This window comes from Streptomyces sp. NBC_00669 (assembly GCF_036226785.1).
Lineage (GTDB): Bacteria > Actinomycetota > Actinomycetes > Streptomycetales > Streptomycetaceae > Actinacidiphila.
On the sequence record NZ_CP109018.1, the window covers coordinates 6,958,357 to 6,980,531 of the forward strand.

The following is a 22,175-nucleotide window of genomic DNA, read 5'->3' on the forward strand; positions in this document are numbered from 1 at the left end:
CGCCGGACCGGCCCCCGCGGGGCTGTGCGGTCAGCTACTGGCGGCCAGGAGCTGGTTCACCTGGTCGGTCGCGGTGTTCAGCAGCTTGTCGATGTCCGCGTTCTTGTTGGTCAGCACGCCGGACATCACGGTGTCGAGGACGGTGTAGACCTTCTGCGCGTTCGGCGGCTCGGCGAGCACCGGGGTGTCCACGCCGGTGTAGGTCTTGAAGTTGTCCACCGGGATGGTCGCGCTGGCGGCCTTGAGCTGGTTGTCCTGGTCCTTCGCCGAACCGGTGAAGAAGAAGGGCTCGGGCAGGCCGACCGGCAGGCCGTCCGCCTTGGTGCGCACGTAGTTGAACTGGCCCTTGCCGAGGGTCAGGTACTTGTAGTTGATCCAGGCGATGCCGGCCTTGATCTGGTCCGGGCTGTCCGACTTCTTGAACATGTAGTCGTTGCCGCCCATGAGCGCGATCTTGCCGCCGGGGATCGGGGCCATGCCCAGGTCCTTGTAGTCGGCGTGGTACTGCTGCACCTCGAGGGTGACGTCGTCGGGCGCGCCGACGTACATGCCGATCTTGCCGGTGCCCATCGCCTTCTGGACGTCACCCCAGACCAGGCCGGGGGTGGCGGGCATGGACTTGTCGGTCCAGCGCATGTCGTGCAGGGTCTGCAGGACCTGCTTGGTGCCGGCCTCGTTGAAGGTGGCCTTGCTGCCGTCCTCGCTGACCGCGCGGACGCCCATGCCGTTCATCTCGGAGACCAGGTGCCAGCCGCCCTGGTTGCCCGCCGAGTTGTCCATGTAGCCGGTGATGCCCTTGCTGCCCAGCTTGTCGCTGATCACCTTGGCGTCCTGCCGGACCTGGTCCCAGGTGGTCGGCGGGTTGTTCGGGTCGAGCCCGGCCTCCTGGAAGATCTTCCGGTTGTAGATCAGGCCCATCTTGTAGTTCGAGGTGGGCAGACCGTAGAGCTTGCCGCCGTCCTTGAGGACGTTGAGCACGCTCGGGTCGATGCCCGCCAGGTTCGGGATCGTCTTGGCGTTGACGTAGTCCGAGATGTCGGCGGCCTGGCCGGCGTCCAGCACCTGCTCAAGGTCGGTGTAGTACGAGTAGAACGTGTCCGTCTGGCTGCCGGCCTGCAGTTGCGCGGTGAACTTGGCCGGGTCCTCGCACGGGAACGCGTCTTTGCTCTTGACCGTGACGTTCGGGTAGATCTTGTTGAACGCGGCGACGTCCTCGATCCACTCCTTGCGCTCGGCCTTCTTCGTGGTCGGCGGCTCGCAGTCGACGCTGATGGTCACCTTGGTCTTCTTGTCCAAGGGGGTTCCGGCGCTGGCGCTGCTGGGCTTGCTCCCGGAGTCGTCCTTCTTGCTGCTGGAACACGCGGCACCGGTCAACCCGATCCCCGCGACCAGCGCGACTGCCACCAGTCTGCGGTAGCCGATTCTGCTCATTTTCTACCCTTCCCCTGAACCACTGCGCGTCGTTGGACTGCGATCTGGGACCCCCGTGGCACGTGAGGCACATGCTGTCCGGCGCGAGAGTGCGCCGCCGTCCCGGGTTGGCTCAACGTACTTAACCCGATAGATGTCCGCAAGATGTCGCGTGAATTTCGCAAAGACACGACTTGGTTACGACGGGAAGGTGTGCGGTGTCGTCGGGGGTCGGCGGCCCATGACCGCTGGTCAGGGGCGCTTGACGGGTGCCGGTCACGAATGAGGGGCGCGGGGCACCGCGCGACCAGCCCGTCGCCGTGGCACGCCGGGTCCGCAGGCCCAGCCGCAACGGTGAGTTTCCGGACCACCGGCCGGCGGCCGGTTCCTCGCGCAGTTCCTCGCGCCCCCTGGGGTCACCCGGGCGTGCCGGGCGCCGTTCACGCGTTGGCGCGAGCCTCGGGGTGGGGGATGCGGGCCGCGTCACGGACCGGTCCGGTGGACCCGCGGACCACCAACTCCGGCTCGAAGAACAGCTCGTCGTGGTCGACCGAGGCCCCGCTGATCTCGCCTGCGAGCAGGTCCACCGCGGCCCGCCCCATCGCCTCGATCGGCTGCCGGACCGTGGTCAGCGGCGGCTCGGTGCAGTTCATCAGCGAGGAGTCGTCGTAGCCGATCACCGAGATGTCCTCGGGCACCGACAGCCGGCGCCGGCGGGCGGCCCTGATCGTGCCGAGCGCCAGCAGGTCGGACGCGCAGATGAACGCCGTGATGCCGCGGGCCAGCAGCCGGCTCGACGCGGCCTGCCCGCCCTCCAGCGTGAACAGCGCGTGCTCGACGGTGACCGAGGGGTCGACCCGGCGGGCGGCGGCCAGTTTGCGGCGCGAGGGCACGTGGTCCGGCGGGCCGAGCACCAGCGCGATCCGTTGGTGGCCAAGGGAGATGAGGTGGTTCATCGCCTGCTCGACCGCCACCGCGTCGTCGCACGAGACCCGGGGGAAGTCGAGATGGTCGATGGCCGCGTTCATCAGCACCGTGGGCAGGTTGCGCTCGGCCAGGCGGGCATAGTGGTCGTGCGGTGACTCGGCCTGGGCGTAGAGCCCGCCGAAGAAGACCACACCGGAGACGTGCTGCTGGAGCAGCAACTCCACGTAGTCGGCTTCCGATACGCCGCCGGCGGTCTGCGTGCACAGCACGGGAGTGAACCCCTGTTGGGCCAGCGCACCGCCGACGACCTCCGCGAAAGCGGGGAAGATGGGGTTCTGCAGCTCGGGCATGACCATGCCGACCAGCCGGGCGCGTTCTCCGCGCAGCTGGGTGGGCCGTTCGTATCCGAGCACGTCAAGGGCGGTGAGGACCGCAGCCCGGGTCGCATCGGAGACGCCCGGCTTTCCGTTCAGCACGCGGCTGACGGTGGCCTCACTCACCCCGACCTTCTTTGCCACCTCGGCAAGTCGTCGTGTCATGGCGTCGATTCTAGTACAGGTACCGCAAGATTCTTGCGGCCTATTTGCGAGATCTCTGCAAGCCATCCAATTTTTGCGAAATCCGATCGACATCTTGCTGTGTCGTGTTCGTCATCCCTAGGGTGTGCGTCACATCAGCGACTCCCGTCAGAAGGGAACCCCCCCACCCCATGGACACCAGACGTCGCTCCTCGCTTGTGCTGGCCTCGGCCACCGCGGCGGCAGTGGCCGCGGGCGGCCTGATCGCCCTGACCCTCACCGCCCCGGCCGCCAGCGCGGCCAACTCCGCCAAGGCGTCGGCGGTTTCGCCGTTCGACGTCAGCGGCGGCGCGTCGGTGCCGTTCACGGAGTACGAGGCCGAAGCGGCAAACACCAACGGGAAGGTGATCGGGCCCGACTACACCCAGGGCACCGTCGCCTCCGAGGCGTCCGGCCGCCAGGCGGTCACCATCAACCAGGGCCAGTACGTCGAGTTCACCCTCACCAAGGCGGCGAACGCCGTCGACGTCGCCTACAACCTGCCGCAGGGCGCCTCCGGCACGCTGTCGGTCTACGTCAACGGCACCAAGCTCAGCCAGAAACTCGCCGTCACCTCGCAGTACAGCTACGTGGACACCGGCAACATCGCCGGCTCGAAGACCCACCACTTCTTCGACGACTCCCGTATACAACTGGGCCAGAACCTCGGTTCCGGCGACAAGGTCAAGCTCCAGCTCGACTCGGGCGACACCGGCACCGCCACCATCGACGTGGCCGACTTCGAGCAGGTCGCGGCGGCCGCCGCGCAGCCCGCGAACTCGGTCTCGGTGGTCGACGACGGCGCCGACCCCAGCGGCAGCGGCGACTCGACCCAGGCGTTCCGCCAGGCGATCACCGACGCCAAGGCCGCGGGCAAGGAGGTGTGGATACCGTCCGGCGTCTACACGATCACCTCGCAGCTCCCGATCGACGACGTCACCGTGCGCGGGGCGGGCAACTGGTACTCGGTGGTGCACAGTTCGCACTTCATCGACCAGACCAGCGCGACCGGCAACACCAAGCTCTACGACTTCGCGGTCATCGGCGCGGTCAGCACCCGCAACGACAGCTCGCCCGACAGTTTCGTCACCGGCAGCCTCGGCCCGAACTCCGTGGTCTCCGGGATGTGGATTCAGCGCGAGAAGTGCGGCCTGTGGCTGACGGGCAACAACGACAACCTCACCGTCGAGAACAACCGGATCATCGGCACCACCGCCGACGGCCTCAACCTCGACGGCAGCGCGCAGGGCGTCACCGTCAAGAACAACTTCCTGCGCAACCAGGGTGACGACTCGCTCGCCATGTGGTCGCTGGGCTCGCCGGACACCGGCAACACCTTCACCGGCAACACCATCGTGCAGCCGAACCTGGCCAACGGCATCGCGATTTACGGCGGTTCGAACAACACCGCGTCGAACAACGTGATCGCCGACACCAACGCGCTCGGCAGCGGCATGGCCATCTCCAACCAGGCGTTCCTGCAGCCGTTCAACCCGCTCTCGGGCAAGGTCACGGTCTCCGGGAACACCCTCATCCGCACCGGCGCGATGAACCCCAACTGGAGCCACCCGATGGGGGCGTTGCGGGTCGACTCGTACGACTCGGCGATCACCACGGTGGACGTCCAGATCAGTGACACCACCTTCATCGACAGCCCCTACAGCGACTTCGAGTTCGTCTCGGGCGGCGGCCACGGCTACGACGTCAGCGGGGTGACGGTCAGCGGCGCGACCGCGACCAACACCGGCACCGTGGTGGTGCAGGCCGAGACGCCCGGCTCCGCGACGTTCAGCAACGTCACGGCCACCGGCACCGGCGCCACCGGCGTCTACAACTGCTCCTACCCGGTGGGCCTCGCGCCCTTCACCATCAACCAGGGCACGGGCAACAGCGGGTGGACCGGCACGTGGGGCGACTGCTCGACCTGGCCGCAGCCGGGTGCCGGTGACAGCAGCGGCGGCACGTCGTCGGGTACGTCCTCGGGTACCTCTTCGGGTACGTCCTCCGGCACGACTTCCGGTTCGACCGACGGTGGGACCACCGGCGGCACGACGCCCCCGCCCAACGGCAACCTGGCGCAGGGCCGCCCGGTCACCGACACCGGCCACGACGATGTCTACGTCGCGTCCAACGCGGTCGACGGCGACGCCAACTCCTACTGGGAGAGCACGGACAACGCCTTCCCGCAGTCCCTCACTGTCGACCTCGGCTCCACCCAGACCGTCGGCCGCCTCGTCCTGAAGCTGCCGCCGGCCACCGCGTGGGCCACCCGGACCGAGACCCTCTCCGTCCTCGGCTCCACCGACGGCTCGACCTTCACCTCGCTCAAGTCCTCGGCCGGCTACACCTTCGACCCGTCCTCCGGCAACACCGCGACGGTCTCCCTCGGTTCGGCCTCCACCCGCTACCTGAAGCTCACCTTCACGGCCAACACGGGCTGGCCCGCCGCCCAGCTCTCCGAACTGGAGGCCTACGCCTCGTAGTTCGCCCTACGGCCCTACGGCACGTGCGCGACCCAGGGTGCCCCTGTTCCCGGAACTCCAGCCGGGGACGGGGGCACCCTTCACCTGTGCGGTGCGTGCTCGGCCAGCACGGTGCGGAGGAAGGTCAGCGAGTCCGCCGGCGTGAGGGCGCTGTCCCGCAGCAGGTCGTAGGCGAGGCGTAGGGGTTCGACGTCTTCGGGTTCCTCGACGAGGTGGCCGCTCCAACTGCTCTGCGTGTAGGCGACGGTGTGGCCGTCCTGGAAGAAGATGAGTTCCAGGCAGCTGCGGATGTGGTGGGGTCCGGTGCCGAACGGGACGACGTGCAGGGAGACGTCGGGCTGCTGGGCGGTCTCGATGAGGTGTTCCAGTTGGCCGGTCCACGTCTGGGGGTCGCGGGCTTTGCGTCGTAGTACGGCTTCGTCGATCAGTGCGCGGTAGTGGACGGGGTTGGGTCCGGTGAGGCGGTCCTGCCGCTTCAGTCGCGCGGCGACCTGGGCGCTCAATTGCTTGATGCTGCGCGGGCGGGCGGTGCGGAGCTGTTCTTCGGCGTAGGCGCGGGTCTGGAGCAGGTACGGCACGGCGCTGACGGCGTACTCCTGGACGCTCACCGCGTCGGCTTCCAACGGGGCAAGTCCGAGGAACGGCTTGTCCTTCGCTTCGCGTTTGGCCAGGTGCCACAGCTTCACCAGGAGGTCGCCGGTGCCGTACACCTTGTCCAGTGCCGTGGCCGCTTCCAGGGTGCCGAGTCGCTGTCCCCGCTCCAGCCGGTGGAGATAGGACTGTTCGTACATGCACTTTGCCGCGAGTTCCATGAGCGTCAGCCCCGCCTGCTGCCGCCGGTAGGCCAGTTCGCTCGCGTACAACTCCCGCGCGGATAACCACTCCCAGTCGATGAGCATCTTCGTCTTGCCGTCCCCGCCGCTCGTGCCGGCCATACGGCTCTCCTTTCCACGGTGTCGGTCGTGGTGGTATTCGGCCTGGGCGCGCGGGAATTCCGCGTGCCGGGCCGCCACGTCCCCTTGTCCGGACTCGAACCGGAGTCATCGGGCCTGCCCGCACGAATGAACGGAGAGCGTGCGGTGCTGCCCGGGCTCTTCCTGACTGAGCTACAAGGGGGAGTTCACGCGTCAAAGGCGTGACGGATCACCGTGCTCCCTTGTCCGCCGGTGTCCCCTGGTCCCCGTTCACGGGCAAGCCCAGCAACGCCCCCCGGCTGTCGGCAACCCGCAACGCGTCCGACAACGCCCTGCACAACTGCGCTACCACGCCCCGTAGTTCGCCATCCGACGGTGCCGTCTCCGTCAGCGTCCGACGGGCAAAGCCCAGCAGTTCCCGGCCTATCCCGAGCTGCACGGACTCCATCTCGTCGGCCAGCCGCCACATCGCCGAGGACGCGTCGCTTCCGTCCGAGGTCAGGTAACACGCCTGTCCGCCGGGCCCTGCCCACGGAAGCCGCCGAACGCTCACCGCGCCGCCCGCCCCGTAGCCCCTGTGGAACGTCGGCGGGTCGGATTTACCCTCGCCCCGGACCACCACGAGCCCATAAACTCGCACATGTCAGCCTGCTTTCTTCAGGTTGTCCATGCCCCCGGACCGTTGGCCCGGTCGCGGGGGTCCCGTCAGAGTCGGTTCGTCCGTACGCCGGCGCGGATTGTTCATCGCTGCGTGACCGAAACCTCGACTTCCGTAGTCAAGCGTGGGGTGCGCGCCTTACGATCAACAGGGGGTAACCGGTGACAAATCGACCGTCACAAGATGGAGTTGAGCCATGGCCATGGCCTATGGAGAGTGGCTGAGAGAGCAGCGCATCAAAGCGGGTATGACCCAGCAGGAATTAGCCGACGCGGCGATGATGACCCGTTCCCATATCGCCCACATCGAAGCCGGTCGGCGATGGCCGTCGGAGGACGACGCGAGACGCCTGGACGCCGCGCTGAACACGGGTGACGTCCTGACCAGCTTCCTGCCGACGGGTAAGGGGGCGCAGGTTGCCGACCACTTCGAAACGGCCCTACAGCTCGAACAACAGGCGACCGTCATCCGGGAGTTCGCGCTGTCATACGTCCCTGGCCTCTTGCAGACCAAGGACTACGCACGAGCGGTGCTGAGCGCTGGATACCCGCCCTTGAGCACCGAAACGCGTGACAGAGCCGTGGTCACCCGGCTTGAACGAGCCCTGGTCCTCGAAGATCCCGTGACGCCCGTCGTGTGGGCGGTACTTGATGAAGCCGTATTGCGGCGACCGATCGGCGGTCCCCGGGTCATGGCCGAGCAACTGCTCCACCTTGCCGACCTGGTCGAGAGCGGACGCATCCGCGTGCACGTGCTGCCCTTCGGCGTCGGGACGCACTCGCTGCTCGCCAGCATGGTCTCGTTGATGTGGTTCGAGGACCAACCGCCGGTCGCCTACGTCGAGGGCCTGTACACGGGCAAGGTGCACGACTCACCGGCGATGGTTGAGCGGTTCCAGAACACATACGATCTTGCCCTGACGGACGCGCTCCCGCTGAAGGAGTCGCTCACCCTCCTGCGAGCCACAGCGAAGGATTTCGGACATGACCACTGACCACATAATCGCAACGGCCTCGACGCTCACCGGTTGGCGCAAGAGCAGCTACAGCGGCTCTGATCAGGGCAGCTGCCTTGAAGTCGTCGACGGCATGCCCGGAGTGGTTCCGGTTCGGGACTCGAAGGACCCTGACGGCCCCGCGCTCGTCTTTCCCGCGGACGTCTGGAGCGCGTTCGTGCGCAGCGTCCGGACGGGGGAGCTTCCCTCGCGGTAGCCCGTGGCGGCCCTGTGGTCCGGACCGGTCCGGAGCGCAGGGCCGTTGGGTGCCTGCCGGATCTGCGGTCCGGGTCAAGGCTCGCGCGCCGGGGCGTCGGGGTGTCCTGCCCCGTGGCAGAGCACGGGTTCGTCGTCGCGTACCCGGGTCCAGAAGACCCGTCTACGCTGCAGTTATGAGCCATGCGATGGAACTCGTCATTTTCGACTGCGACGGGGTACTGGTCGACAGCGAGCGCATCGCCGTGCGCGTGGATGCCCTCGTCCTGGCGAAGTGGGGGTGGCACCTCACCGAGGCCGAGATCGTCGAGCGGTTCATGGGCCGCTCGAACCAGTCCATGGCGAGGGAGGTGGAGGCCCACCTCGGGGAGAGCCTGCCGGCCGGCTGGCAGGACGAGATCGAGCCGCTCTACCGCGAGGCGCTGGCCGCCGACCTCGTCCCCGTCCCCGGAGTCGTCGATGCCCTTGACGCCCTTGACGCGATTGCCGATCTCTCCACCTGCATCGCGTCCAGCGGAAGCCACGACAAGATGCGCTTCACCCTGGGACTGACCGGTCTCCGTCAACGCTTCGAGGGCCGCATCTTCAGCGCCGACGAGGTCGAGCACGGCAAACCGGCGCCTGACCTGTTCCTCCACGCCGCGCAGCGGATGGGCGTCTCACCGCAGGCGTGCGCCGTCGTCGAGGACAGCCCGTACGGACTTCAGGCGGCCCGAGCCGCGGGCATGCGCGCGTTCGCCTACGCGGGGGGAATGATTCCCGCGCACCGGCTCGAAGGCCCCGGCACCGTCGTCTTCGACGACATGCGCAAGCTGCCCGGGCTCCTCACGGATCGGTGACGGGCTCCCGCGCCCTCCCAGGACCGCTCTGACCACTCGTTTCGAGCCGACGGGTTCCCCGCGCGGGGGCACCGTCAACTGCGGGCGCTGCCAGGCGCGTTCCTCTGAAGGCGGTACCAGACGATCCCGGCGACGACGACACCCGCGGCGAGATAGAGCCAGCGCAGGTCGGACGTGCTGGTGCTGTTGAGGGAGGACGTCGAGAAGGCGGCGACGCCGGTCGCGGTCGCGGCCAGGGCCGCCGGGGAAACGCGCCGCTTCGGCGTGCCCTGGCGGGCGCGGACGCCCGTGACCAGCGCGTAGGCGCCGAGGGCGAGGACGAGGCCGACGAGGGGAGCCGTCAGGCCCGGCATGCCGTCACGGGGAGTCTGGAGGGCCACGGCGGCGCCGAACATGACGGCGCACACCGGCGGCACCCAGAGCGGCAGGGGCGGACGCGCCGAAGCGTCGTGGGAACGGCGGGCTGGTCCGAGGTTGCTCCTCGTTTCTGCTGCGTCCATGGGGGCCATTGTGGCAGCCGAACGTCGGGCGCCCCCATCTGCCCTCGGTGCCGAGGGCGTCCTCGGCGTGCGGCCGGCCGTGGAGAACGTCGAGGTTCGCCGCGCATCGAGGAGGGGCAGGGCCGGTCCTCGATGCGCGGCGGCCTGAGCCGCACCGCCCACGGCCTCCCCCTACCGTCCGGGGCCGGCCTGGCGGTTCGGTCTTACTTCCGGCCTGGCGGCTCGGTCCTACTTCAGGTGGCGGTCGAAGAACCGCGTCCCGTCCACCAGCTCGAACGCCGGGGTGCCGGTGTGCCCGCCGAGGTTGGCGTGCAGCGTCTTCTCCTGCGTGCCGAAGGCGTCGAAGAGGTCCAGGGCCCGCTGCCGGGGGTTGCCCCTGTCGTCCCACTGGAGCAGGAACAGCAGCGGAACGGTGAACTGGCGGGCCTCCTCGCGCTGGGCGCGGGGCACGTAACCGCCGGCGAAGAGACCGGCGGCTTTGATGCGCGGCTCGGCCACCGCCAGCCCGATCCCGACGGCGGTCCACCCCGAGTACCCGACCGGGCCGCCGTGGATCTCGGGCAGCGTGAGGAGGGCGTCCAGGGTGGTCCGCCATTCCGGGACCGCCTTCTCGACCAGCGGGCCGACGAAGGACTCGAAGATCTCGTCGACCGGTTCGCCGGCCCGCATCGCCCGGCGGAGCTCGCCGCGGGCCTGGTCGTCGGTGGCCGAACGGGGCCGGTCACCGCTTCCGGGGGCGTCGATGGAGGCGACCGCGTAGCCGGCCGCCGCGTGGTGCCGGGCCCGGGCCACCAGTCGGGCTTCCGTCCTGGGCAGGCCGTTGTTGTGGGCCATCAGGATCAGCGGGGTCGGTACGGCGGATTCCGGCGTCCACAGGGTGCCGGGGATGTCGCTGAGGGTGAACTCGCGGGCGAGGACGCCGTCGTCGAGGCGTTGCTCGGAAACGAACTGCATGGTCGTGCCTTTCGGGAGTGCGCGTGATCGGCGCTCCCGGACGACCTATCGCCCGGCCGTGACCCTGGAGGGGAGCACCCATGGAGATACTGTGTTCACGGGTACCACCTCCTTGTTCTCTCGCACGGCTTCCGGAAAAGTAGCAGGGGCCGGTGCGGGCGGCAAACGGGTTTCGGCGGGCGTGCGGTGGGGCGACGCGGGCGCCGGGAACCCAGGGCGAGCGCGCGTCGCGGTGAGGCCGGGACCGTGGCCGGTTCCGTGGCAGGGGCCGTATTACGCGGTGGGGGAGCCGTCTTCCCCGTACTGGCGCAGGTGTAAGGCCCGCAGCGCGATCTCCGTGGCGAAACGGTCGTCCGGGTGGGCCAGTTGGTCGCCGAAGGCGCGGTCGAGGATGCGCATCCGGTAGCGGACCGTCTGCGGGTGGACCCCCAACTGGTCGGCGACCTGGCCCGCGGTGCCGCGGGTGGTCAGCCAGATCCGTAAGGTGTCGATCAGGCGGGTGCGCTGCGCCGGCGTCAACCCGACCAGCGGGCCGAGGTACTTCCGGGCCATCTGGTCGGCGAGCGCCGGGTCTCCCAGCAGCCACAGCGGCAGCAGATGGTCCTCGCTGAGGATGAGCGAGTCGTCGTCGGAGGCACCGTCGACCGTTCCGGAACCGGCGCCCCCGCTCACCCCCGCACGCCCGGCCGCCCCGGAACCCCCGACCACCCCCGAACTGGCCAGCGCCAGCGTGTGCCGCGCCCAGCGCAGCGAATCCGCCGCCTCGCCGAGCGCCGTGGTCAGCCCGACCGCGGCCCGGCAGCCGCCGAGCGCCGCGGTCAGCGAGGCGCGCCGCTCCTCGGTGAACGGCCCCGGTATCAGCAGGTGCGGTTCGGGATCGGCGAAGTCCTGGAGGACGTCCCGATCGAGCGCGGTGCGGGCCGGCCGGGTGCCGAAGGCGACCGCCACCATCGTGACCTCCTCCGGCAGCGGCCACGCGGCGTGCTCGGCGAGTTCGGCCAGCGCGCTGCGCGCCACCGCGGTGCCGCCGAGGATGCGGCGCAGCAGCCGGCGGCGCCGGTTGTCCGGCTCCTCGCCCAACTCGGCGAGCGCCTGCACGTATCCCTCGCGGGACAGCTCGGCCAGGTCGCCCATGTAGGCGAAGAGCGCGTCGGCGAAGGTCAGCATGAAGGACGCGGACAGGTTGTAGCGGCGCCCGACCGTACGCACCCGGCGCAGCGCCACCTGGCAGCCGATCCGGTACGCGGCCTGGAGGTTGTCCAGGCTGCGGCCCTCGTACGCCTCGAAGCGGCCGAACCGGCGGCAGAGGTCGTCACGCAGCGAGGTGGTGGCGGTGGGGGCGGCCACCCGGTCCACGAACGTGGCGATGCTCTGCTCGATCCCGATTTTGATCACCCGGCTGTTGGGGCCCTCCAGGAGATGCCCGTATTCGGGGATCGCGGCGACGATTTCAGCCGCCATCTCTTTTAATAGACTCGGCAGTTCAGGGCGCATGATCGCGGCGAACTCCCGTGGAATCGGACCCGGTGCCTCCGTTTGCTCCGGGGTCTGCCGCATTACGGTCATGTCCGCCCCCTCCCGTGCGCCCCATCGCGCCTCGGTGACCTCGGTGCAACATAGACCAAACGTCTACGGAGCGCAGCCCCATGGACACGGAAACGTTGTCATCCCTGGTTGCGCGGGTCCGTGTTCGCCCGCGGGCGGGCAGCCGTAGCACAGTGTTCGCGGCCGCGGGGGCGCACTGATCGCGAAGTGGGCCGCGGACCTGCAAGTGCTCACTCTTTTACAAACCGCCCGGTGGCGATGTTGCCCCGGTGACAGAAAAATACCGGTCGGTAGTGGCCGGTGGAGATTCTTCGGCCGGATTCTTGCGCCGTTCGGTTACCCGTGCGTAACGTCCTCCACCGCAAGGGCAACCGACTGGAATCGGTACCCACGTTCCAGGTAGTGAGTCGCAACCGAATTGCGCCCGAGCAGCGCAGACATCGGTTTTATCAGGCACACCAACTCCCAGGAAGGAACAGCCCATGCGTAAGGTCTCCCCTCTCGTCAAGGGTGGCGTCGTCACCGGCGCGGCGCTCGCCGCGTCCCTCGTCCTCGCCATCAGCCCGGCCTCCGCGGCCGGCACGTGGTCGGTCACCGGCGGCGGTGCGTTCACCGCCACCTCCACCAACACCGTGCTGAAGGACACCGTCACCGGCACCACGCTCACCTGCAAGACGTCCTCCGCGACCGGCAGCGCGCCGAACACCACCGGTGCCAGCGGCACCGGCATCGCGTCGATCGCCGGCGTGACCTGGACCACCTGCTCCGGGCCGCTGGGCATCACGTTCACCGTCACGGCCGACAACACCCCGTGGGCGCTGAACGCCGTCAGCTACAGCGGCGGCGTCACCACCGGCACCCTGACCGGTGTCGAGGCGCACATCAGCGGCCTCGGCTGCACCGCCACCTTCGCGGGCGCGAGCGCCACCACGCCGGCCACGCTGGACGTGAGCTACACCAACTCCACGCACGACCTGAAGGTGCTGGGCACCGGCAACCTGCACGCCTACAACGTGTCGGGCACCTGCCTCGGCCTGATCAACACCGGTGACGCGACCTCCTACACCGGTGACTACATCGTCTCGCCGAGCACCCTGCAGATCACCTCGCCGTGACCCGGCGGGTCTCGTAGCGGGCGGGTTCGCTGCACCACCGCACCGCTGCACCAGGGCATTGCCGCACCAGGGCATTGCTGTACCGCCGCACCAGCAGGGACCCCGGCCCGTGGTCTGAGGCCGGGGTCCCTGTGCCAGGGAGGGGACGCGCGTCATGAGAACGGCTTCGAGGGGGAGGGCGGGATGACATTCACCCGGCGAGGGATCAGGGCGAGCGCCGTGCTGTGCGCGGCTGCTGTAGGCGGCGCGCTCATGGTGGGCGCTCCGGCGTCGGCGGAACCACGGCCCGCCGCGGACGGGGGGTGGACGGTCACACCGGGGGGAGCGTTCACGGTCTCGGGCGGGATGACGGTGACCGACGAGGTGTACGGAGTGCAGTGGGTGTGCGGGACCCCGTACGAACCTCAGCCCGTGACCGCTTTGGGGACGCTGATGGCAGGTTCGGTGCCGACGGGGCAGGGCGTTGGGGAGTGGAGCTCCGTCGAAGGGTTCTACTGCGGGGGTCCGCTGGATTGGAACCTGAACTTCACAGCGGGCGACATGCCCTGGCACTTGGATGCGACGAGCTACGCCCCGGCGACGGACACCACAACGGGCACCTTGACGGGGCTTTCGTTGCACGCGGTGGGGTCTGCGGCGACCGCCGACTTCGACGGTCCTGGCGGTCCCGGCTCCGGCACGGGCTCCGTCACGTTCAGCTACGACAACGCCACTCATCAACTCACCCTCACCGGAGGGAACATGGAGGCGTACAACGTCCACGGCGCGATTATCGGCCTGCTCAACGACGGTGACCCGGTGGACTTCGGGACCACCATGCCCGTCACCCCGGCGCAGACGATCCGGCCGGACGGCGTGACCGGCTGACCGTTGCCGCGCGGGGTCTCCAGTACTCACTGGAGGACAAAATTCCGGTTGCCGTTTGTCACCCGATGACAAGAATTCCGGGCTCCGGAAATTCGCCGGATCTTCGGCCGTTCGATCACTTGTCCACCCTTATTACCCACACGTAATGTCCTGCCGCCAGGGCTGGAAGAGGAGTTCGGAAATGAGGGGTGCCGTGCGAGTGAGCCGACCGCGTCCGCGTCGAGTGGTGCAGCTCGCGGGCGTCGCGGCCGCCGCGCTCCTGGCGGGGCTGCTGCCGGGCACGGACTCGGCGGCGAGCGGCGAGCCCGACGGGGTCTCGCTGGCGTACACCTGCCAGTTCGGTGCCGGCCAGGACCCGCAGGACATCAGCGTCGGCATCAAGCAGGCGTACCCGGCGGACGGGACCGTCGGCAAGCCGATCCAGCCGGGCGACCTGACGCTGACCGTCGGCATCCCGCGGGCCGCCGTCACCGCGCTGGTCCCGGCCGAGGCCGACACCCTCAGCGGCAGCACCGACATGAAGACGAACATCACCCAGGGCACCTCGCGGACCGTGGTGATCTGGCCGGACCTGACCGCGAAGTCCACCACCGTGGCCGGCAGCGGCGATCTCGACCTGGTCTTCACCGGCAAGGTGCCGGGTGTCTCGGTGACGGCCGGGGGTGATCTGGTCTTCGCTGCCGGCGACCTGGACCTGACGCTGCATCCGCAGTCCGCTGCCGGTACGCCCTCGGACCCGGGCACACCCACCGCGGACCCGTCGACCCCCGCCGATTCCGGTACGGGCGGAAGCAGTTCGGACGACAGTGGAGCGGTCAGCCCGTCGGACATCTCCGGCAACGCTCCCGCCGGTTCCGGTTCCGGTTCCGGTTCCGGCACCGTCGCCAGTGGCAGCGCCGCAGGGCCGCTCACCGACATCACCGGGCTGTGCGCGGCCAAGGCAGGTCAGGACATCACCCTCGGGACGGTGACGGTGCCCGGTGGCACCTCTTCGACGCCGTCCTCAGGCACCTCGACCGGCGCCACGGGGAAGCCCGGTACGCCGTCCGGCTCCCCCACGTCCTCCACGCCCGCGGGCGGTTCGCCGACCGGAACCCGCAGCACCATCGTCCCGCTGGACGCGTCCCCTCCGCACTCCGGACGGACCACTTGCGACGCGGCGCCGAAGGGCGAGTTGGACCCTAGCCGACTGCCTACTCCACCACCTGGCGCGATCGTCCTGCCCCCCGCCGGAGTGGTCTATCCGGATGTCCTCCTGTGCGGTTACTTCACCGGCTTCTCCAATGTCAACAAGCTCAGCGGCGCAATGATCGTCAACGACCCTCGTGGCACGCCCGCGTTGGCCACCCTCAACTCGAACCGTCGGCTCGCTCTCAATACGAGTGAGGACTACTACGAGGTGGATTCCCTTCTCGGGATCGACCTTCCCTCGTCACATTCGACCTTCCTCGGTTTCGGATTCGTGCCCATCACCGCGGACGTGAACTTCGTCGCCGAGGGTCCCATGACAGTCGTCAGTTCCGGCGACCCGCAGAGCGGTGGCATCCCTCAGATCACCATCGTGGGCGGCTACCAGGACCTACGCCTCAGCAACGTGAAGGTCAACGGCGTGTCCATGAACATCGGGTCCGGTTGCCACACCGCCACACCGCTCAACGTCGTGCTCACCGGCCGCCAGGACGAGGGGCTGCCCGGCGACGACGGCAGGCCGGACTACACGATCCAGTTGGGTGGCCCACTGGTGGACGGCAACCTGGTCATCCCGCCCTTTACCGGCTGCGACACGCACGACGGCGACAACCTGGACGCGCTGTTCACAGCGTCCCTGTCGGGGCCGGGCAACACCCTCAACTTCGTCCAGGCGCCGCTGTGTTCGAGCACCGATGCGGAGTACTGCGACCAGCCCGACATCCCCCTGCCCCAGCTCCCCGTCCGCGCCGGGTCCACCAAGTGACCGCCGCCGCCGGACGTACCTCCGTCCACCGCACCACCGCCCCCCACCCGTCCGTCCACCACAACCGCCCCCGGGAGGTGCAATGGGAATCGAAGTGATCGTCGAGGGTCTGACGAAGTCCTTTGGCAAACAGACCGTCTGGGAAGACGTGACGCTCACTCTGCCGCCCGGCGAGGTCAGCGTGATGCTCGGTCCCTCCGGTACCGGCAAGACCGTGTTCCTGAAGTCCGTGATCGGCCTGCTCAAACCGGAGCGGGGACGGGTGATGGTGAACGGCGTCGACATGGTCGGCGGCAAGGAACGGGACATCTACGAGACCCGCAAGCTGTTCGGCCTGATGTTCCAGGACGGCGCGCTGTTCGGCTCGATGAACCTCTTCGACAACATCGCCTTCCCGCTGCGGGAGCACACCCGCAAGAAGGAGTCGGAGATCCGCCGCATCGTCATGGAGCGGATGGACATGGTCGGCCTGATCGGGTCGGAGGGGAAGCTGCCCGGCGAGATATCCGGCGGGATGCGCAAACGCGCCGGGCTGGCACGGGCGTTGGTGCTGGACCCGCAGATCATCCTGTGCGACGAACCGGACTCCGGGCTCGACCCGGTGCGCACCTCGTACATCTCGCAGCAGTTGATCGACCTCAACGCGCAGATCGACGCCACGATGCTGATCGTCACGCACAACCTCGACATCGCCTCGACCGTGCCGGACAACATGGGCATGCTCTTCCGGCGCCGGCTGGTCGCCTTCGGGCCGCGCGAGTTGCTGCTGACCAGCGACGAGCCGGTGGTGCGGCAGTTCCTGGGCGGCCGCAAGGAGGGGCCGATCGGGATGGCCGAGGAGAAGGACGAAGCGACCCTGGCCCGCGAGCAGTCGACCGACCTGCCCGCCGAACTGCCGCGCCGGATCGCCCCCCAGCTCGAACCGAGCCCCGGACTGCCGCCGCGCCTGGCCGTGCAGCGCCGCCGGGCCCGGGTGCTGGCGATGTGGGACGACCTGCCGGTCGCCGCGCGGACGGCCATGAAGGCCGGACTCGCCCCCGTACAGGAGGAGCACGCATGACCGGGCCCGCCGCGGAGGTGGCCGGATGACCGCGCCGCCCGTACCGGAGTCCGCGCCGGAGGCAGCCCCGCCCGCGCGCGCCGCGGCCGTCCCGCGCCGCTCCATCCCCGGCGCCGGTGCGCTGCGCGAGACCGGCCAGCTCCTGACGCTTGCGGCGACCACCGTCCGGGACACCTTCCGGCGGCCGTTCCAGATCCGCGAACTGATCGAGCAGTTCTGGTTCGTGGCGAGCGTGACGATCCTGCCCGCGGCGCTGGTGTCGATCCCGTTCGGCGCCGTGATCGCGCTCCAGGTCGGTTCGCTGGCCCAGCAGTTGGGGGCCCAGTCGTTCACCGGCGGGGCGAGCGTGCTGGCGGTGATCCAGCAGGCCAGCCCGCTGATCGTGGCGCTGCTGATCGCGGGCGCCGGCGGCAGCGCGATCTGCGCGGACCTCGGCTCGCGGAAGATCCGCGAGGAGCTGGACGCGATGGAGGTGATGGGCGTCTCCCCGGTGCAGCGGCTGATCGTGCCGCGGGTGCTGGCCACGATGCTCGTCGCCCTGATGCTCAACGGCCTGGTGTCGGTGGTCGGCACCGCCGGCGGCTACTTCTTCAACGTGATCGTGCAGCACGGCACCCCGGGCGCGTACCTGTCCAGCTTCTCGGCGCTCGCCCAACTGCCCGACCTGTACATCTCCGAGATCAAGGCGGTGATCTTCGGCTTCATCGCCGGGATCGTCGCCGCCTACCGCGGGCTGCACCCCAAGGGCGGCCCGAAGGGCGTCGGCGACGCGGTCAACCAGTCCGTGGTCATCACCTTCCTGCTGCTGTTCGTGGTCAACGTGGTGCTGACCGCGATCTACCTCCAGCTCGTGCCGCAGAAGGGAGCCTGAGCGATGGCCCTGCTCGACAAGGACGCCCCGCGGCCCGAGCCGCCCGAGCCCGCCGCCCCGCCGCCGCCCCGCGCCCGCCGGGCGCGCCCGGGACGCTGGCTGCGCTGGCTCGACGACACCGGCGACCACCTGCTCTTCCACGTCAAGGCCGTGCTGTGGGTCCCGCGCACCCTGCGCCGCTACCTCAAAGAGGTGCTGCGGCTGCTGTCGGAGGTCGCCTTCGGCAGCGGCGGCCTGAGCGTCATCGGCGGCACCGTCGGCGTGATGATCGGCATGACGCTGGCCACCGGCACCGTCGTCGGCCTCCAGGGCTACGCGGCGATGAACGAGCTGGGCACCGCCGCGTTCACCGGCTTCATCTCCGCCTACTTCAACACCCGCGAGATCGCCCCGCTGATCGCCGGCCTCGCGCTGTCCGCGACCGTCGGCGCCGGGTTCACCGCGCAGCTCGGCGCGATGCGGATCAACGAGGAGGTCGACGCGCTGGAGAGCATGGGCGTGCGCTCGATGCCCTACCTCGTCACGACCCGGATCATCGCCGGCGTGGTCGCGATCATCCCGCTCTACGGCATCGGCCTGCTCAGCAGCTACGCGGCCTCCCGGCTGGTGACCGTGTGGTTCAACGGCCAGTCGCCCGGCACCTACGACCACTACTTCAACCTCTTCCTCGCACCGGAGGACGTACTGCTGTCCATACTGAAGGTGCTGATCTTCAGCGTCGTGGTGATCCTCGCGCACTGCTACTACGGCTTCACCGCCAAGGGCGGCCCGGCCGGGGTCGGGATCGCCGTCGGACGGTCGGTGCGCAACGCGATCGTGATCATCTCGCTCACCGACTTCTTCCTGTCGCTGGCGCTGTGGGGCGCCACCACCACCGTGCGGGTGGCGGGATGACCACCACCGACACCCGTACCCCGGGGCCGCCGCCGGCCCCGCCCGCCCCGCCGGCCCGCCCGGTCCGCGGCAGCGGCGCCGCCCGCCGCCGCACCGCCGGCATCATCTTCCTGCTGGTGCCCGCGCTGCTGGCCTGGCTCGCGGTCGCCGTCTACGACAAGTCGTTCAGCAACGCCGCCAAGGTCACCGTGGACACCGGAAGCGCCGGCAACGAGATGAACCTCGGCGCCGACGTGAAGATGCGCGGCGTCGTGGTCGGCCGGGTCACCGCCATCCACGCCAACGGCACCGGCGCCCGGCTGACGCTGGCCATCGACCCCGGCAAGCTGCACCAGATCCCGGCCGGCGTCACCGCGCAGATGCTGCCGACCACGCTGTTCGGCGAGCGGTTCGTCGCGCTCGTACCGCCGGCCGGCAGCCCCTCGGGCGGCCCCGCGCTGGCCGCGCACAGCACCATCCCGCAGGACCGCTCCGCCGACGCCGTCGAACTCGAACAGGTGCTGGACAACGTGATGCCGCTGCTGACGGCCGTCCAGCCGCAGAAACTCGCCGCCACCCTCAACGCGGTCGCCACCGCGCTCGACGGCCGCGGCCAGGAACTCGGCACCACCCTGGTCCAGCTCGACCGCTACCTCACCAAGCTCAACCCCCAACTGCCCGCGCTCACCGACGACATCAAGCAACTGGTGACGGTCAGCAACACCTACAACGCGGCCGCGCCCGACATCGTCCAGGCGCTCACCGACTTCACCAAGACCAGCGGCACCATCGCCCAGCAGCAGGCCAACCTCAGCACGCTGTACGGCTCGACGACCGCCACCGCGCAGGACCTCACCACCTACCTGCGGCAGAACAAGGAGAACCTGATCCACCTCGCCGCCGACAGCCGCGGCACCCTGCAACTGCTCGCCCAGTACGCCCCGTCCTTCCCCTGCACGCTGCGCACCCTCGCCGACTTCGTGCCGGCGATGGACAAGGCGCTCGGCAAGGGCACCGACGAACCCGGCCTGCACGTCAACGTCACCGCCGTCGCCTCCCGCGGCAAGTACGTGGCCGGCAAGGACACCCCGGTGTACGACGCGAGCGGCGGCCCGCAGTGCTACCCGGTGCCGTACACCGGCCGCGGCACCACCCCGATCGCCAACTCCCCGCAGGAGAACGAGCTGGTCGACGAGTTGCTCGCGCCCGGCATGAACACCTCGCCCGGGAAGCTGCCGGACTGGAGCAGCGTGCTGACCGGGCCGGTCTACCGCGGGGCGGAGGTGACGGTGAAGTGAACCGCCGCAGCCTGACCGGGCCGATCGTCAAGTCGCTGATCTTCATCCTGGTCACCGCCTTCGCCACCACCGTGCTCGCGGTGAGCATCGCGGGCGCCGGGGTCGGCAACACCTCCGGCTACAACGCCGAGTTCACCGACACCACCGGGCTCAACAAGGGCGACAGCATCCGGATCGCCGGCGTCAAGGTCGGGCAGGTCGAGTCGATCAAGGTGGTCAGGCACCGGGTCGCGAAGGTGCACTTCTCCGTGCAGAAGGGCCGCACCCTGCCCGCCTCGGCCACCGCGACCATCAAGTACCTCAACCTGGTCGGCCAGCGCTACGTCGACCTCCAGCAGGGCAGCGGCCCGGTCGGCGGCACCCTGCACCCGGGCGCCACCATCCCGCTCGGCCACACCACGCCCGCGCTGGACCTCACCGAACTCTTCAACGGCTTCCAGCCGCTCTTCGAGGGGCTCTCCCCGAAGGACGTCAACCAGCTCTCCGGGGAGATCGTGCAGGTCCTCCAGGGCGAGGGCGGCACCGTGGACAGCCTGCTCAGCAACATCGGCTCGCTCACCACCACGCTCGCCGCGAAGGACCAGGTGATCGGCCAGGTGATCGACAACCTCAACTCGGTGCTGACCACCGTCAACACCCGCGAGGCCGGCTTCAACGACCTGATCACCTCGCTCCAGCAACTCGTCACCGGCTTCTCCGCCGACCGCGAGCCGATCGGCCAGTCCATCACCGCCATCTCCCAACTCACCACCAGCACCGCCGGGTTGCTCCAGGACGGCCGGCAGCCGCTGAAGAACTCCATCGCCCAGCTCAACCGGGTCTCCACCAACCTCGGTGACAACACACCGCAGTTGCAGAAGTTCCTCACCACCACCCCGGGCAAGTTCCAGACCATCGGCCGGCTGGCCTCCTACGGCTCGTGGCTCAACCTCTACCTGTGCCAGGCCACCGTGCACGGCGTCACCACCTCCGACGGCAGCGCGCCGCCCACCGGTATAGCGATCACCGAATCGAGGTGCCGGTCATGAGGCTGAGACCGCCCACGCTCCGCCTGCGCCGCCACCCCGCCCGGCGCGGCCACCCGCTCTTCCGGCCGCTGCGCGAGCGCAACCAGATCGCGGTCGGCGTCGTCGGCCTGCTGGTGCTCGCCCTGCTCAGCCTCGTCGCGTACAACGCCGACGCGCTGCCGCTGATCGGCGGCGGCACCACGTACTCCGCCCACTTCACCGAGGCGGCCGGCCTGAAGAGCGGCAACGAGGTGCGGGTGGCGGGCGTCAAGGTCGGCAAGGTCACCCATGTGGGGCTGGACGGCGCCCAGGTCAAGGTCACCTTCCGGGTCCGGCACACCTGGATCGGCGACGCCAGCACCGCCGCCATCGGCATCAAGACGCTGCTCGGCGAGAAGTACCTCGCGCTGGACCCGCTCGGCGACCGCGAGCAGGACCCCGGCGACACCATCCCCAAGTCCCGCACCACCTCGCCGTACGACGTGACGCAGGCGTTCAACGGGCTCGGACAGACCTTCGGCGCGATCGACACCGACCAGCTCGCGGCGAGCTTCCAGGCGATCTCCGACACGTTCAAGGACACCCCGGCCTCGGTGCGCACCGCCGCCACCGGGCTGTCGTCGCTGTCCAAGACCATCTCCAGCCGTGACGCGCAGCTCGCCTCGCTGCTCAGCGGCAGCAAGAAGCTCACCAAGACCCTCTCCGACCAGAACAGCCGCTTCCAGGAGCTGATCTCCGACGGCAACCTGCTGCTCGGGGAGGTCGAGAAACGGCGGACCGCCATCCACTCCCTGCTCACCGGCACCCAGAACCTGGGCACCCAGCTCAACGGCCTGGTCGCCGACAACGACAAGCAGCTCGCGCCCACCCTGGCCGCCCTCGACCGCGTCACCAACGTGCTGCTCGCCAACCAGAGCAGCCTCGACAAGGTGCTGGCACTGGCCGGCCCCTACTACCAGGTGGTCGGCAACACCCTCGGCAACGGCCGCTGGTTCGACAGCTACCTGTGCGGGCTGGTGCCGAAGAACTACCTGCCCAGCGGCACCCCGCCGACCACCGGCTGCATGCCGCCCAAGGCGACCGGAGGAGCGTCGTGAGCGCCTTCCCGCGGCGGCTGCGCCGTACCAGCAGAC

At 69.3% G+C, this 22,175-nt stretch carries 19 protein-coding genes and 1 tRNA gene; 13 read left to right on the forward strand and 7 right to left on the reverse strand.

What is annotated here, in order from left to right; all coding sequences use genetic code 11:
• Nucleotides 1-30: 30 nt before the first annotated feature.
• Together OG896_RS29285 and OG896_RS29290 are read right to left on the reverse strand one after the other, a co-directional pair.
• Nucleotides 31-1,431 (reverse strand): ABC transporter substrate-binding protein, encoded by a 1,401-nt coding sequence (locus tag OG896_RS29285; protein WP_329370148.1) that lies wholly within the window; start codon nt 1,429-1,431, stop codon nt 31-33.
• Nucleotides 1,432-1,850: 419 nt separating this feature from the next.
• Nucleotides 1,851-2,876, reverse strand: a complete 1,026-nt coding sequence (locus OG896_RS29290) for a LacI family DNA-binding transcriptional regulator (RefSeq protein WP_329370150.1) — start codon at nt 2,874-2,876, stop codon at nt 1,851-1,853.
• Between the two features lie 170 nt (nt 2,877-3,046).
• On the opposite strand from OG896_RS29290, the gene OG896_RS29295 reads away from it, so the two are divergent.
• A complete protein-coding gene (locus tag OG896_RS29295) occupies nt 3,047-5,377 on the forward strand; it encodes a galactose-binding domain-containing protein (RefSeq protein WP_329370152.1) in 2,331 nt (776 codons plus the stop codon).
• An 80-nt stretch (nt 5,378-5,457) separates the two neighbouring features.
• Here the strand turns inward: OG896_RS29295 and OG896_RS29300 are convergent, their stop codons facing one another.
• Nucleotides 5,458-6,312: a helix-turn-helix domain-containing protein gene (locus tag OG896_RS29300; protein WP_329370154.1), complete on the reverse strand. Its 855-nt coding sequence runs from the start codon at nt 6,310-6,312 to the stop codon at nt 5,458-5,460.
• Nucleotides 6,313-6,391: 79 nt separating this feature from the next.
• A tRNA-Cys gene (locus OG896_RS29305) sits at nt 6,392-6,493 on the reverse strand.
• Between the two features lie 652 nt (nt 6,494-7,145).
• Between OG896_RS29305 and OG896_RS29310 the strand changes: the two genes are divergently transcribed.
• The 3 genes from OG896_RS29310 to OG896_RS29320 all read left to right on the forward strand — a co-directional run bounded on the left by OG896_RS29310 (nt 7,146) and on the right by OG896_RS29320 (nt 8,998).
• Nucleotides 7,146-7,943 (forward strand): helix-turn-helix domain-containing protein, encoded by a 798-nt coding sequence (locus tag OG896_RS29310; protein WP_329370156.1) that lies wholly within the window; start codon nt 7,146-7,148, stop codon nt 7,941-7,943.
• Nucleotides 7,933-8,160: a DUF397 domain-containing protein gene (locus tag OG896_RS29315; protein WP_329370158.1), complete on the forward strand. Its 228-nt coding sequence runs from the start codon at nt 7,933-7,935 to the stop codon at nt 8,158-8,160. The genes OG896_RS29310 and OG896_RS29315 overlap by 11 nt, the downstream gene beginning before the upstream one ends.
• Nucleotides 8,161-8,335: 175 nt before the next feature.
• Nucleotides 8,336-8,998, forward strand: a complete 663-nt coding sequence (locus OG896_RS29320) for an HAD family hydrolase (protein ID WP_329370161.1) — start codon at nt 8,336-8,338, stop codon at nt 8,996-8,998.
• A 74-nt stretch (nt 8,999-9,072) separates the two neighbouring features.
• On the opposite strand, the gene OG896_RS29325 is transcribed toward OG896_RS29320, so the two are convergent.
• The 3 genes from OG896_RS29325 to OG896_RS29335 form a co-directional block, all read right to left on the reverse strand.
• Complete coding sequence (locus tag OG896_RS29325; RefSeq protein ID WP_329370162.1) at nt 9,073-9,498, reverse strand: hypothetical protein; 426 nt, start codon at nt 9,496-9,498, stop codon at nt 9,073-9,075.
• A gap of 228 nt (nt 9,499-9,726) precedes the next feature.
• A complete protein-coding gene (locus tag OG896_RS29330; protein WP_329370164.1) occupies nt 9,727-10,452 on the reverse strand; it encodes a dienelactone hydrolase family protein in 726 nt (241 codons plus the stop codon).
• A 273-nt stretch (nt 10,453-10,725) separates the two neighbouring features.
• Nucleotides 10,726-12,018 carry a helix-turn-helix domain-containing protein gene (locus OG896_RS29335; RefSeq protein ID WP_329370166.1) on the reverse strand — a complete coding sequence of 431 codons (1,293 nt, stop codon included), beginning with the start codon at nt 12,016-12,018 and terminating at the stop codon, nt 10,726-10,728.
• A 461-nt stretch (nt 12,019-12,479) separates the two neighbouring features.
• Between OG896_RS29335 and OG896_RS29340 the strand changes: the two genes are divergently transcribed.
• The 9 genes from OG896_RS29340 to OG896_RS29380 all read left to right on the forward strand — a co-directional run bounded on the left by OG896_RS29340 (nt 12,480) and on the right by OG896_RS29380 (nt 22,139).
• Nucleotides 12,480-13,112: a hypothetical protein gene (locus OG896_RS29340; protein WP_329370168.1), complete on the forward strand. Its 633-nt coding sequence runs from the start codon at nt 12,480-12,482 to the stop codon at nt 13,110-13,112.
• Between the two features lie 411 nt (nt 13,113-13,523).
• A complete protein-coding gene (locus tag OG896_RS29345) occupies nt 13,524-13,979 on the forward strand; it encodes a hypothetical protein (protein ID WP_329370170.1) in 456 nt (151 codons plus the stop codon).
• 199 nt (nt 13,980-14,178) lie between these two features.
• Nucleotides 14,179-15,933, forward strand: coding sequence for a DUF6801 domain-containing protein (locus OG896_RS29350; protein ID WP_329370172.1), 1,755 nt, complete (start codon nt 14,179-14,181; stop codon nt 15,931-15,933).
• Nucleotides 15,934-16,015: 82 nt separating this feature from the next.
• Entirely contained in the window at nt 16,016-16,993 is a 978-nt protein-coding gene (locus OG896_RS29355; protein ID WP_329370174.1) for an ABC transporter ATP-binding protein, read from the forward strand.
• Between the two features lie 25 nt (nt 16,994-17,018).
• Nucleotides 17,019-17,864 carry an MlaE family ABC transporter permease gene (locus tag OG896_RS29360; RefSeq protein ID WP_329370176.1) on the forward strand — a complete coding sequence of 282 codons (846 nt, stop codon included), beginning with the start codon at nt 17,019-17,021 and terminating at the stop codon, nt 17,862-17,864.
• A gap of 3 nt (nt 17,865-17,867) precedes the next feature.
• Nucleotides 17,868-18,758, forward strand: a complete 891-nt coding sequence (locus OG896_RS29365; RefSeq protein WP_329370178.1) for an MlaE family ABC transporter permease — start codon at nt 17,868-17,870, stop codon at nt 18,756-18,758.
• A complete protein-coding gene (locus tag OG896_RS29370) occupies nt 18,755-20,035 on the forward strand; it encodes an MCE family protein (protein ID WP_329370180.1) in 1,281 nt (426 codons plus the stop codon). The genes OG896_RS29365 and OG896_RS29370 overlap by 4 nt, the downstream gene beginning before the upstream one ends.
• Nucleotides 20,032-21,063 carry an MCE family protein gene (locus OG896_RS29375; RefSeq protein WP_329370182.1) on the forward strand — a complete coding sequence of 344 codons (1,032 nt, stop codon included), beginning with the start codon at nt 20,032-20,034 and terminating at the stop codon, nt 21,061-21,063. Before OG896_RS29370 ends, OG896_RS29375 begins: the two co-directional genes overlap by 4 nt.
• The gene (locus OG896_RS29380; protein WP_329370184.1) at nt 21,060-22,139 is read left to right on the forward strand and encodes an MCE family protein; all 1,080 of its coding nucleotides are present in this window, start codon (nt 21,060-21,062) and stop codon (nt 22,137-22,139) included. Before OG896_RS29375 ends, OG896_RS29380 begins: the two co-directional genes overlap by 4 nt.
• The last annotated feature ends 36 nt before the right edge of the window (nt 22,140-22,175 follow it).

Bases quoted from the DNA above. Each gene is read 5' to 3' on its own strand.
- OG896_RS29330 (WP_329370164.1), bottom strand. From the start codon at position 10,452: ATGCAGTTCGTTTCCGAGCAACGCCTCGACGACGGCGTCCTCGCCCGC.
- OG896_RS29315 (WP_329370158.1), top strand. From the start codon at position 7,933: ATGACCACTGACCACATAATCGCAACGGCCTCGACGCTCACCGGTTGG.
- OG896_RS29335 (WP_329370166.1), bottom strand. From the start codon at position 12,018: ATGACCGTAATGCGGCAGACCCCGGAGCAAACGGAGGCACCGGGTCCG.
- OG896_RS29295 (WP_329370152.1), top strand. From the start codon at position 3,047: ATGGACACCAGACGTCGCTCCTCGCTTGTGCTGGCCTCGGCCACCGCG.
- OG896_RS29290 (WP_329370150.1), bottom strand. From the start codon at position 2,876: ATGACACGACGACTTGCCGAGGTGGCAAAGAAGGTCGGGGTGAGTGAG.
- OG896_RS29300 (WP_329370154.1), bottom strand. From the start codon at position 6,312: ATGGCCGGCACGAGCGGCGGGGACGGCAAGACGAAGATGCTCATCGAC.
- OG896_RS29310 (WP_329370156.1), top strand. From the start codon at position 7,146: ATGGCCATGGCCTATGGAGAGTGGCTGAGAGAGCAGCGCATCAAAGCG.
- OG896_RS29325 (WP_329370162.1), bottom strand. From the start codon at position 9,498: ATGGACGCAGCAGAAACGAGGAGCAACCTCGGACCAGCCCGCCGTTCC.
- OG896_RS29380 (WP_329370184.1), top strand. From the start codon at position 21,060: ATGAGGCTGAGACCGCCCACGCTCCGCCTGCGCCGCCACCCCGCCCGG.
- OG896_RS29320 (WP_329370161.1), top strand. From the start codon at position 8,336: ATGAGCCATGCGATGGAACTCGTCATTTTCGACTGCGACGGGGTACTG.
- OG896_RS29370 (WP_329370180.1), top strand. From the start codon at position 18,755: ATGACCACCACCGACACCCGTACCCCGGGGCCGCCGCCGGCCCCGCCC.
- OG896_RS29340 (WP_329370168.1), top strand. From the start codon at position 12,480: ATGCGTAAGGTCTCCCCTCTCGTCAAGGGTGGCGTCGTCACCGGCGCG.
- OG896_RS29360 (WP_329370176.1), top strand. From the start codon at position 17,019: ATGACCGCGCCGCCCGTACCGGAGTCCGCGCCGGAGGCAGCCCCGCCC.
- OG896_RS29365 (WP_329370178.1), top strand. From the start codon at position 17,868: ATGGCCCTGCTCGACAAGGACGCCCCGCGGCCCGAGCCGCCCGAGCCC.
- OG896_RS29355 (WP_329370174.1), top strand. From the start codon at position 16,016: ATGGGAATCGAAGTGATCGTCGAGGGTCTGACGAAGTCCTTTGGCAAA.
- OG896_RS29285 (WP_329370148.1), bottom strand. From the start codon at position 1,431: ATGAGCAGAATCGGCTACCGCAGACTGGTGGCAGTCGCGCTGGTCGCG.